Origin of the sequence: Primorskyibacter marinus (assembly GCF_003313245.1) — a bacterium.
GTDB classification, from domain to species: Bacteria; Pseudomonadota; Alphaproteobacteria; order Rhodobacterales; family Rhodobacteraceae; genus Primorskyibacter; species Primorskyibacter marinus.
In genome coordinates this window covers 1-11,402 of record NZ_QJSD01000038.1, presented here as the reverse complement: position 1 = coordinate 11,402, position 11,402 = coordinate 1, and the positions used below count along the sequence as shown (strand labels likewise).

The 11,402-nt window shown below is 57.9% G+C and carries 6 protein-coding genes and 4 pseudogenes; 6 read left to right on the top strand and 4 right to left on the bottom strand.

The window, feature by feature from the left end; all coding sequences use genetic code 11:
* A partial coding sequence (locus DMZ65_RS18910; protein WP_116599802.1) for an IS110 family RNA-guided transposase occupies window positions 1–754 on the top strand: 754 nt, incomplete at its 5' end.
* 314 nt (window positions 755–1,068) lie between these two features.
* Here the strand turns inward: DMZ65_RS18910 and DMZ65_RS18905 are convergent.
* The 3 genes and pseudogenes from DMZ65_RS18905 to DMZ65_RS18890 form a co-directional block, all read right to left on the bottom strand.
* Window positions 1,069–1,371: pseudogene (locus DMZ65_RS18905) on the bottom strand (transposase); the annotation flags it as partial.
* Between the two features lie 81 nt (window positions 1,372–1,452).
* Window positions 1,453–6,597: a RecQ family ATP-dependent DNA helicase gene (locus DMZ65_RS18900; protein WP_116600265.1), complete on the bottom strand. Its 5,145-nt coding sequence runs from the start codon at window positions 6,595–6,597 to the stop codon at window positions 1,453–1,455.
* 471 nt (window positions 6,598–7,068) lie between these two features.
* Window positions 7,069–7,530 (bottom strand): annotated as a pseudogene (locus tag DMZ65_RS18890) (IS66 family transposase); the annotation flags it as partial.
* Window positions 7,531–7,725: 195 nt separating this feature from the next.
* On the opposite strand from DMZ65_RS18890, the gene DMZ65_RS18885 reads away from it, so the two are divergent.
* Genes DMZ65_RS18885 through DMZ65_RS18870 form a run of 4 tightly spaced genes read left to right on the top strand, consistent with a single transcriptional unit; the run spans window position 7,726 to window position 10,342 of the window.
* Window positions 7,726–8,358 carry a lysophospholipid acyltransferase family protein gene (locus DMZ65_RS18885; protein ID WP_116600266.1) on the top strand — a complete coding sequence of 211 codons (633 nt, stop codon included), beginning with the start codon at window positions 7,726–7,728 and terminating at the stop codon, window positions 8,356–8,358.
* 1 nt (window position 8,359) lies between these two features.
* Complete coding sequence (locus DMZ65_RS18880) at window positions 8,360–9,295, top strand: phosphatidate cytidylyltransferase (RefSeq protein WP_116600263.1); 936 nt, start codon at window positions 8,360–8,362, stop codon at window positions 9,293–9,295.
* Window positions 9,292–9,702: a hypothetical protein gene (locus DMZ65_RS18875; RefSeq protein WP_116600262.1), complete on the top strand. Its 411-nt coding sequence runs from the start codon at window positions 9,292–9,294 to the stop codon at window positions 9,700–9,702. The genes DMZ65_RS18880 and DMZ65_RS18875 overlap by 4 nt, the downstream gene beginning before the upstream one ends.
* Window positions 9,695–10,342: a CDP-alcohol phosphatidyltransferase family protein gene (locus DMZ65_RS18870; RefSeq protein WP_116600261.1), complete on the top strand. Its 648-nt coding sequence runs from the start codon at window positions 9,695–9,697 to the stop codon at window positions 10,340–10,342. The genes DMZ65_RS18875 and DMZ65_RS18870 overlap by 8 nt, the downstream gene beginning before the upstream one ends.
* Window positions 10,343–10,578: 236 nt before the next feature.
* On the opposite strand, the pseudogene DMZ65_RS18865 reads toward DMZ65_RS18870, so the two are convergent.
* Window positions 10,579–10,752, bottom strand: a pseudogene (locus DMZ65_RS18865) (transposase); the annotation flags it as partial.
* 135 nt (window positions 10,753–10,887) lie between these two features.
* Between DMZ65_RS18865 and DMZ65_RS18860 the strand changes: the two are divergent.
* Window positions 10,888–11,402: pseudogene (locus tag DMZ65_RS18860) on the top strand (transposase); the annotation flags it as partial.

The following is an 11,402-nucleotide window of genomic DNA, read 5'->3' as shown; positions in this document are numbered from 1 at the left end:
TGCCGAGGCGATTGTCATTGCGGCACGTCAGCCCGAGATGCGTTTCGTGGAGCCCAAGACAGTCGAGCAGCAGTCCTGCGCTGCCGTGTTCCGTGCCCGGGAACGCCTGGTGCATCAGCGGACCGCAGATGTGAATGCGTTGCGGGCGCTGCTCTATGAGCACGGCCATGTGTTTCCAGTCGGCATGTCCCACCTCGCTCGTATGACGGCGTTTGTGCGGGATGAGACCGGCGACTTGCATGCACTGATCCGGGAAGAGTGCTTGGACTTACTCGTGCAGATCGCAGAGAAAACCGCGCGTATCATTGAGCGCACCACGAAGCTCAAGACGCTGGCCGCCCAATCAGACAGAGCACGCCGGCTCCAGACGATGCCGGGTGTTGGACCGCTGACGGCTGTTGCAGTCGAAGCGTTCGGTCCCGACATGGCGGACTTCAAAACTGGGCGCAACTTTGCGGCTTGGTTGGGCCTTGTGCCTCGGCAACATTCTTCCGGAGGCAAGGAGCGCCTTGGTCGCATGACCAAGGCTGGTCAGGCCGATATCCGGCGCCTGTTGATCATTGGCGCAATGTCGCGACTGAACTGGCTTGGACAGCGCACCATTGTAGAGGGTAGCTGGCTATCACGCATGTTGATGCGCAAACCCAAGATGCTGGTCGCGATCGCGCTCGCCAATAAGATGGCCCGCCAGATCTGGGCGATGCTGACAAAGAATAAAGATTACAGAGATCCGGCAATGGCGGTCGTGGCATGATGCTCATGTCGAACCGCTAGGGCCGGTGCCGAGGGGAGTGTGAGAAGACGACGACCTGAATGGGCAAAATGATCGAACAGATCTGGATTGGGAAAACCAGTTAGTCGCTACGAGCATTGAGCTCGAAAGTCAGATTTGGCCCCAATCTGCTGATCACCATCCCGGCCCGCGGCTTCTGGAAACGCCGCATCATGAAGGCCTGACAGAAATCCGCACTTGATCACGCGCTAATAGGGTCAAAAGCTTCTTGCACTACGCGCGGCAACCACAGAAGCGATTACATCGGAGCGTGGGCATTGGTGAGCAGTTTGCCAAACTCGATCACTCAGGTCGAGGCGGCAGAACCAGCGATACGCGAGGTTCAGATGGACCTCTTCGCAAAGCCGCCGCTCCGACCGGATGCCGAAGCAATAGCCGACCAGAAACATCCGGATCAGCAGCTCGGGATCGACGGATGGCCGCCCCGTGTGGCTGTAGAACTCTGCAAGATGTGCCCGAATGCTACTCAAATCCACAAATCGGTCAATCGAGCGCAGCAGGTGGTCCTGCGGGACGTGATCCTCAATTGAGAACTCGTAGAACAATGCGCCTTGCGCCTCTTGCTTCGGCCCCAACATCGCAGTTCCCCCACAAAATAAGGGAAATTGAACCAGCGGCTGGCGCTCAAATCAACAAGAGTTTTCAAAAAAATACGCCCTCTACATGCCGTTCTGATCCTTTCTGAAATCCCTTTCAGCTCCCTTGACCTCTTCGAAGACCAGTTCAGGCACAACGACTTCCCAATTTTCGCGTTTCATCAAGTAATGAAAACTCTCGTCGGAATCCTCTTTCCCCCAACGTATGATCGCCGCGATCTCGCCGGAGATAAATTCCGTGCCAATCGGTGGCGCGAATGCTTTTGACATCCGCCCGAGTGCCCGCCCTCGAACATCCTCGATCTGCCAGCGACCCCCGACACTAGAGAGCCTGACTGGCGCGCCGACCTGTGCTTCGGCGATCGCGTTATGAACAACGTGCCGATCACCTTGGCGTCCTGCGAATGACAGGTCGACCATCTTCATTTCGGGCGATTGAAAGAACCGGCGTGGGCCGGGGACCGTCGCCAAGTCGGGCACCAGATACCGCGTGACCACGGACGACGACTCGGTTGGGAGATATTCGTGATTATCGTTGCTCATGACGATCAAATTGCGCCGCGCACGTGTCATGGCGACATAGAACAGTCGTCTCGGTGCGTCTTCGTCTTCGTTTCGCGAGGGCCGCTCCCAGCCACCATCCAAGATCACGACATCATCAAATTCGAGGCCCTTGGCACGATGTGCCGTCAACAGCTTCAGACCACGTTGCTCGCCCCATGAATCCTTCGACCATTCTGCGAACCATTCGATTGCATCCGGGGTCGTGAGCGGTTTTCCATCAACTTCGCGCGCTAGCTGTCCAATCCCCTCGCCGATCCGGTCGGTCCAACGACTTGTCGATATTGCGTTCAGGCTCTCAAGCAACTCGCCCAACCCTACCGTGGTGCCAGCCTTCTCACGCAGGCCTCCGATAAATGCCCGCATTTCGCGGGTGCGCCATATGCTTGGCAGATTTTCGTTCGCCATTTCCACGGGGATTCCTAGTGCCTCAGCGAAATCTCGGACCGGTAGAAGCTTGCGCCAATCACGAGAAATGATTGCCGCCCCCTTCCAGTTCCAATCCGGTATCAACTTTGACAAACGGAGCATCTCATTAACCGCTGCAAGAGCCTGAGCGTCATTCCCAGCCGGACAGCTAAGAATTTGAACACGTCCTTGTGCGACGGGATCGAGGCTTGCCATCATGCCACCAGCCGGGTCTTTTTGTCGGGATTGATTGACTGTAATCCCATGCCCGACCTTCATGCGCTTATGTGAGTCTTCGATCACGGCGTTTGCTGCGTTGATGATGTTTTTCGATGAACGGTAATTGTCCGTCAGAAAGACTGGCTTGGCTGAATAGTCTTCTTCGAATTGCCGGATGTGGCGCACCGATGCACCGGCAAACGCATAGATATTCTGGTCATCATCGCCGACCGCGAACAGGCTGATCCGTTGATCAGGATCGTCGATGCTGCGGCCAGCCACCGCAGCGATCAAGGCATATTCCTCGGATCCTACGTCCTGATATTCGTCCACGAGAATCCAGCGGAACCCTTGGATCAAGGTCTCTCGCAAGGCTTCGGCTTCGACCTTATCCAGCCCGTCGCCGCGCAAAAGACATGCGGCATCGGTCAGAAGCGTCTTAAAATCGGGCTCATCGGTTCCTGCCCGTCCTGCGAAACTCGCGCCGACCAACCGCATGGCCAAGGCATGGATGGTCAAGACCGTTACGAAGCGAGCATCCTTGCCAATCAATAGACGCAAGCGTTCCCGGATCTCGGCGGCCGCGTGACGGTTGTAGGCAAGCACCAGAATACCGTTTGGATCTTCGCGCTTGATCCTGACCAGATAAGCGACACGATGGACGAGCACGCGTGTCTTGCCCGATCCCGGCCCCGCGAGCACAAGCACATTGGTTTGTTCGCGGTCGTCGCGCACGATCTGCTCTTGTGTCGAATTTCCTAGATTGTCGACGATCGCGGCATAGGACTGGGGCGTCGCCTGCCGTCTGAACTCTGACATTTTCCCCGGCATCCAGGCTTTCACGAAATCGGATTGCTCCATCGCGAAATAGTCATGCGCGAGCCGCTGCGCCTGATCGATATCATCGATACCTTTGGTCGCATACGCCGCCATCACATGGGTCTGGACAGTCTGTTCGCTGTAGTGGTCTTCGAGCGGCGCGAAATGCCGGGTGGTAAAGCCGCCGCCCTTTGGATTGATGTGCAGCGTCATGGCCGAACGGAACACGGACAATCCCTTGCCAAGCGTGACCACTCGCTGTTCGTGCAACCAAAGAAGCGCGCGATCCATCAGCTTTGACGGATCATTGACAGACGCCCGCAACAGCGCATCGCTGTTGATCGCCGCAAGAAGGTCGCCAAGCGTAGTTTCGACAGGAATATCTTTCCCTTGCAGGCCCGCCTGAACCTTGTCGGTCAAGTGTAAAATTAACCGCTCTGCGGCCTGCCTGCGAAGCTGAGCAGTCTGCTCGATTACCGCCCATGATCTTTGCATCCGCACCACGATACTGCCTTTGGACACATTGCGCAGGCTGATATTGCCTTTGCCGCCATCCATGTCACGGCCATCCTGCGCAATCCCACGGAGCAACCCCTCGACGATATCGGGTCGCACGGAGGTGTGTCCCTGCTCTCGCAGGGCCTGCGCGACCGAGGCGAGGTGGCAGGGCCAAGCCTCGTTGATTTCCGCGTCTGGCGCTTGCTCTCTCAGGATCGCAATCAGGTCGGCTTCCAACCGGGATGCCGCTTCAAACCGTTTCGGCGAGGCATTCTTAATACGCACATGCACGAAGATGGTGATGTTTGTATCGTCCTTTGCAATCCCCAAGGATTCGAGGTCCGCCAGCGCCTTGCGCACGCCCGACACCGTCAGGCCACTTATCCCGCACAGTTCATCGGTGGTGATGCCTTCGTCTTGCGGCGCGTCGATGATATGCTGCACGATCGCGGCTAGGTCCTTGCGCCGCCGCTGAGTGATGTCAGCGGATGCAAGGATTTTACGCACCTCCTGCATGCTCCTTACCCGGAGCGAGGCAGGAAACACCTGGACCCGGTTTTCTTCGCGGTTCAGAAGATGCGCCTCCTCCAGCCAGGCGACCGCCGTCTTTACCCGTGTATCGTCGGTATTGCTGTCGCGCTGGAAATCGTGGTCCTTCTCTTCGTGAACGATCTCACCGGGCGTTGCAACGATCTGACCGCCTCTTCCGGTTCGCGTATCAAGACGCCGAAGCGCCTTCAGGATTGCGCCGATTTCGTACCGCGCGAGTCGAGACCGCGCGCTGAGACTGAACTGACGATCAACGTCTTCGGTATTGAACAGAAGGACGCAGTTTGCAGGCTCACGGTCGCGCCCGGCGCGCCCCGCCTCTTGCAGGTAGTTTTCCAGCGACCCCGGCACGTCCCCATGAACCACCAGACGGATGTCCGGCTTGTCGACCCCCATCCCAAAGGCGTTGGTCGCCGCGATTACGCGCAGATTGCCGACGCGGAAGTCCTCCTGGATCTCACGTTTGTCATCGGCGCTAAGGCCCGCATGATACCGCTCGGCGGCGATGCCCTGTTGTTTCAGAAACTCCGCCACGCGCTCGGTGGCGCTTCGGGTCGCACAATAAACGACCGCCCCGGAGACACCCTCGCGCGGAAGCTGGGCTTCGATCGTGTCGAGGATATCCGTCATCTTGGTTGCCCGCTGCGTGGGCAACACCTGGAAGCTGAGGTTCGACCGCGATGCACCGCCGTCGATCAACGCCAGCTCGGTGCCCAACCGCTCTTTGAAGTGGCTGCGAATGTCCTGCACGACGTCCGGCTTCGCCGTTGCGGTCAAGCAAAGCACCGGGGCCGGTTCGTCGCCTGAACTTTCCTTGATAAATCGTGAAACGTAGCGATAGTCGGGTCGGAAATCGTGCCCCCATTTGGACACGCAGTGCGCCTCGTCCAGCACCCAGAGCCCGACCTCGCGCTGTGCCAGAACCGACCGAACTGTCGTGCTGCGCAGTTGTTCGGGCGAAATCAACAGGATCGCAGCATCCCCAAGCCGCACCTTGTCGAGCGCATTCTGACGCTCGGGCAAGGACAATAGCCCGTTAATCGTAACCGCCGAAGAAATTCCGGCCCGCACCAGGCCCTGAACCTGGTCCGCCATCAGCGCCACAAGCGGCGATATAACCACGGTCAAGGCCCCGGTCTTGTCGAAGCGAGACAGCGCGGGGATCTGATAGCAGATGGATTTGCCCGTACCCGTCGGCAGGATGCCGAGCAGGTGGTCGCCTTCCATGGCCGTCGCCACGATCTTTTCCTGAAGCGGGCACCCGTCCTCGTCAACCGGTTCCGGGCGGAAGCTCGGAAAGCCGAACCAGCGTTCGAGTGCACGGGTGGGATCGTTGTGTTCTGCGCAATATGCACAGTGCGGATCACGACAATTATTGTCCCTCAGGTCTTTGACGAGCCGTGCTGCGTCACGGAACTGCGCCCGCACCCAGGGCGGCATGACGGAATCCCCACCAGCGACCGAAATCCAGGCAAGGGCATAGGCCATCGGCCAGCCCAGCCCAGTGTCCGGGAGCCGCTCGAGCGCAGCCTCCACCTGCGCGCCGCAGGCAGCCTCTTTAAGCAGCGTCCGAATAGCGCCATGCGCTTCGGCTTCGGTCGGGATGGACGCCCCGCGCACATCCCTGAACAACCGATCAAACCCGTCGCTACCCGGCCCTCGGCCGCAAAGCCAGTGATAGGCCAACATCGTCTCCGGCGACGTCGTGTTCAGCGATACGAAAGCGTCGATCTGGTTGCGAAGGACCTCGAACACAAGACGCGCGTCAAACTCGGGATCGTTGACGTGACCACTTTGAAGCCGCCCATCGCGGTAGTGTTTGACCAGATGGTGATAGGGGTTGCGCGGGAACGCCAGGGGGTTGAGCCACAGCGTGTCAATAGGTCCATCCATGAGCTTTGCGAAGCGCGGCGAGACCGCCATGAGGTGCGGCAGGTCGTGACACAGAATATTGTGCCCAATGACATGCGCGAAGCCCGCGCAGAATAGGTCGAGTTTTTCAAACGCGGCCCTTGAGTCACCTTTCCTATGAACTATTCCCTCTCCGTCACCTTCCGGCACCGCGGCAAAGGCGAATATCCGGGCTTCCTTGGGATCGACCTCCAGATCAATTGACAGACAGCGCGACAAGATTTTGGATTGATCCCGCGGCATTTGAATACCGATATCGCCCACCGGATCAGCCTTTGGTTTTTCAGGCTGCTGTGGCCGGGCACGGGCAATGGCTTTTGATAGGCCTCGGGAAATTATGTTTTTCATACTGGCAGGTTAGTATTCATTTCTAAAGAGCGGGACCATCGACAGCCATTTGACCAAAGATGTTCTCTCGATGCCATGCCAGATTTGCCGGGTGCGGCCAGTTTCTTTCGTCTTCGAGCATCCAGATCTTTCCATCCGGACGGGCCTTGTTGCCCAAATCCGATGAACGTCGTGCTTCCCCTTTCCCCGGACAGACTTATCCTATGGACTCTGTGGCGGGTAAACCAGCTTTTCCAACCGAGCTTGCGATCGCACGATGAGCTGTGCGAGCCGCAAAACCCTCTGCTCCAACAGCGGCGTTGCGGGCACCTCGGAAGAGGGACTCGTAACCAGCGTTGCACGGTATATGGGTAAGCGGTGTTCCGATCACACGGTTTTGGCGTAGTTCCAGGGCAGGAGCTCACTGATCTGGCTTTGCCGATGCCCATTCACGATGGCGGTGAGGGTCTGGGTCAGATAGCTGTGCGGTTCGATCCCGATCAGTTTGCAAGTTTCTATGAGGGAGGCCAGGATTGCCCAGTTTTGTGCCCCAGCTTCGTGACCTGCGAAGAGACTGTTTTTGCGACTGATGGCGATGGGCCGAATGGTGCGTTCGCCGGTGTTATTATCCATCTCGATCCGCCCGTCGGAAAGGAACAGGATCAACCCGTCCCAGTATCTTGCAAGGTATTTGAGCGCCTCACCAGTTGGGGATTTGGCTGAGACCTGCGCTCTGGCCTGTTTCAGCCAGGTTTTGAAGTCCGCGACCATCTGGGCGGATTTGTCTTGCCGGACAGCCAGCCTCTGGGATGCAGGCAAGCTGCGGATTTGTGTCTCGATGCGATAAAGAGCAGTTACCACGCCAGAACACAAAATTTAGGATAGTCCCGCCATTGCATGTATAGGGTTTTTTGTGCCAACCGAGTTACAGCATCAGTTCCAGGCTAAAAATCTTTGGTTTTGAACCAAGAAGCAAATTCGCGATACAGGGCTGTGTGGGTTTTGTAGGCCTTGCGCAACCGCCGTCAGCTTGGAGACATCTTCATGAACTTAGCATCTCGCATCACCGCCGCGCTAATCGTTGGCTTTGCCCGTGCCGTGACCGCTGTCCGCGGCGTTTGGGAGGGTATCGCGCCGGTGCAGGAGCAGCGCATCTATTTTGCCAATCACAACAGTCATGGGGATTTTGTGTTGATTTGGACGGTCCTTCCACCTGATTTGCGCCTGCGCGCCCGTCCTGTCGCGGGCGCGGATTACTGGCTGACCTCAAAGTTGAAGTCATTCATCGGCAGGGATGTTTTCAATGCCGTGCTGATTGACCGCAATCCAGAGACGCGGAACGTCGATCCGATGGCACAGATGAGCGCCGCACTAAAAGGCGGTGATAGCCTGATCCTATTTCCTGAGGGTACACGCAACACTGGTCAGTCGCCGCTGCTGCCGTTTAAATCCGGTTTATTTCACCTCGCCACGGCAAACCCCGAGATCGACATGGTTCCGGTTTGGATCGAGAACCTCAACCGCGTAATGCCCAAGGGGGCATTGGTGCCAATTCCGTTGATTTGCACCGTCACCTTTGGCGCAGCCATGCGACTGGAGGCTGACGAGGATAAGGCGAATTTCCTCGCGCGCGCCGAAAGCGCACTCGTCGCATTGAATCCTGAAAGAAAGAACTGACATGAACGGACATTTCATCATTCTGCTCGGCCTTGTGCTGACCGTTCTGCTGATAGCCACGGGCGCAGCTCAACTCCTGAAACGACGAGCCGGAGCTGATAATCTAACCATTCAGAACCTGACGGCTCGGATCAACGCCTGGTGGGTGATGGTCGCCATCATGGCTATTGCATTCCTCGCCGGCACGGCAGGGGTTGTGATCCTGTTTGCCATCTGCTCGTTCGCAGCGCTTCGGGAATTTCTGACGCTGACCAACACCGCCGCGGCGGATCATTGGGCGCTGGCCGCCGCCGTTTTCATCGTGCTGCCGCTGCAATACCTGTCGGTCGGCATGGGCTGGTATGGGTTCTATTCGATATTCATCCCCGTTTACGCGTTTTTGTTGATGCCCATTCTATCGACGTTGCACGGGCAGTCAAAAAATTTCCTGATCCGGGTATCCGAAGCGCAATGGGCCTTGATGATCGCCGTTTTCTGCGTCAGCCATGTACCCGCACTTCTAAGCTTGAATATTCCCGGCTATGAAGGAAAAAATCTATTTCTGATTTTCTTCCTAATCGTCGTTGTGCAGTCCTCAGACGTGTTGCAATATGTCTGGGGCAAACTGTTGGGCTGCCGCAAGATCGCGCCAACCTTGTCGCCTTCCAAGACATTGGAGGGGCTGGTTGGCGGTGTCATCAGCGCAAGTTTGCTGGGTGCAGCACTGTTTTGGATTACACCGTTTTCCGTTCTGCAGGCATTTGCGCTGTCACTGGTCATAACGCTGATGGGTTTCTTTGGCGGTCTGGTTATGTCCGCGATCAAACGCGACCGTGGAGTTAAGGATTGGGGCCACCTTATCGCCGGGCATGGCGGTTTCATAGACCGACTGGACTCGGTGATCTTTTCCGCGCCGATCTTCTTTCATATCGTTCGATTTTACTGGGATCTGCATTGAATATTCAAAGCCTGACAGCCTCGACCCCGCTTCATGTAGCAGTCGGTTTTCTGGCTATGGGCGGTTGGGCCGTCTTCGCAAACGCAGGGCACGGTATACACACGATGCTTCTGGCGGGGTTTGTGCAGGGGCTGATTTCGGGCGCGCTGACATTCGGACTGAAATACTCTGTCGACTGGATGCGCCCGCGCTTATCGCGCGGACCTGGATACTGGGTGCCCCCTTTGGTCGCGATCTGCGGTTCAGCCCTTCTGCTGGTTGCGGCGCATTGGTTGAGCGGCACGCCGGAAATAGCGATGACGATCACCGTGCCGCTTGGCGTGTCATTAAGCTATATCTTTACTTACAACATCCTGCGCCAGCATCGGGAAAACCCTAGGATCAGCACGAAAGAAGCCCATGATTAACCTCAAGAACCGCCGCCCACTAAGCAGCCGTGATACGAAATGGGCCGCAGGCTGTGCCGCTTGGCTTGCAAACAAGGGCGCGACGCCCAACGCTATATCTCAAGCCAGCATGGGGGCTGCACTTGTGGCAGGTATCGCGTTCGCAGCCAGTGGTCATGTGGGCAGTGTTTTCGGTGTCGGCGCACTTCTGATCCTTGGCGCGTTTTTCTGCCAGCTACGGCTGTTGTGCAATCTTTTTGATGGAATGGTCGCCGTCGAAGCGGGCAAGAGTGCGCCTGACGGGCCGCTTTGGAACGAATTTCCTGATCGCGTGTCGGACTTGCTGATCTTTGCAGGGGTAGGTTTGGGCGTCGGAAATCTCTCGCTGGGACTGGCGGCAGGCGCGATGTCAGTGCTGACGGCCTATACCCGCGAGTTGGGGGCCGGGATTGACCTGGCACCTGACTTCAGCGGTCCGATGGCGAAACCGCAGCGCATGGCATTGGTGACGGGTGCCGCGATGCTCGCAATATTCGAACCATTGTTTGCAGCGTCAGGCACGGTCCTGACTTGGGCGCTGTGGATCGCCACTACTGGCGCTGCACTGACCGCCATACGGCGTGCCGCGCATATTCGAACGGAACTGTTGAAACGAGATTAAGGCGAACGGGACCAGAGGGCGTGCGCGCGGATCGCAGCATTCGGTAACGTGGGCTCACACTCGCCGCCTACATCCCAAATGCTGGGCTCGAAGCTGTCTTGAACGTCGGCTCTCTGCAGGTGGCAATTTGAAATTGCGGACGCGGCGAATGTCGGATTTCCGCCGATTTTGTGGAAAAACAACGTGTTACGGTCGCTGAAAGTAGTGCGCCGAACTGACCGCGAGCGCCTTTCTGATCAGGCTTTGCGCGTTTGCCGCGGTGCAGGAAGGATCTTGGCCAGCTTGCGGAGGTTTTGGGCCGTAGCGGCGAGTAGGAATTCGTCATTTGCGCCGCACGGCCCACATAATCGCAGTCGTCCCAACCCGAGAATGCGTTTGAGGTGGGCAAAGAGCATCTCGACTTTCTTGGTTGTGCCCCACCCTGTGGTGTAGGATGCCGCGCGCGAAGCCATTGGCTTAGCGCAGCGCGCGGCCGGGCTGGCGGCCACCGCGGCTCTTCGTAGTCTGAGGCTGTTCAAAGACCGACGACAACGAAGGAGAACACGATGACCAACCCCATAATCGACCTTCCGGGGGTGATCGCCAAGAGCGATGACGCGGATTTTCTGCGCGATCTGATCCAGGACGCCGCGCAGCGGCTTATGGACATCGAAGTGGCCGCTGTCTGCGGTGCCGCGCATGGCGAGCGCAGCCCGGACCGCGAGAACCAGCGTAATGGCTATCGGCCGCGACAGTGGGACACCCGGGCGGGGACCATCGGTCTGAACATCCCGAAGCTGCGTAAAGGCAGTTACTTCCCGACCTTTCTCGAGCCGCGCAGGACCGCCGAGAAAGCGCTGATGGCGGTGAGCCAAGAGGCCTATATCCAAGGCGTCTCCACCCGCGCGGTGGATGACCTGGTGCGCGCCATGGGGTTGACCGGCACTTCGAAGAGCCAGGTGTCGCGGCTGTGCGAGGAGATCCACTGCCCGGCAGGGCATCGCGCAGCGATGGCTCGAGAGGGACGAGCGGGTGCAGGCGTTCCTGAACCGCCCCCTCGAGGGCGATTGGCCCTTTCTCT

What these genes read in the sequence shown, in the direction of transcription:
- DMZ65_RS18900 (WP_116600265.1), bottom strand. Translation starts at nt 6,597, where the DNA reads ATGCCGCGGGATCAATCCAAAATCTTGTCGCGCTGTCTGTCAATTGAT.
- DMZ65_RS18885 (WP_116600266.1), top strand. Translation starts at nt 7,726, where the DNA reads ATGAACTTAGCATCTCGCATCACCGCCGCGCTAATCGTTGGCTTTGCC.
- DMZ65_RS18880 (WP_116600263.1), top strand. Translation starts at nt 8,360, where the DNA reads ATGAACGGACATTTCATCATTCTGCTCGGCCTTGTGCTGACCGTTCTG.
- DMZ65_RS18870 (WP_116600261.1), top strand. Translation starts at nt 9,695, where the DNA reads ATGATTAACCTCAAGAACCGCCGCCCACTAAGCAGCCGTGATACGAAA.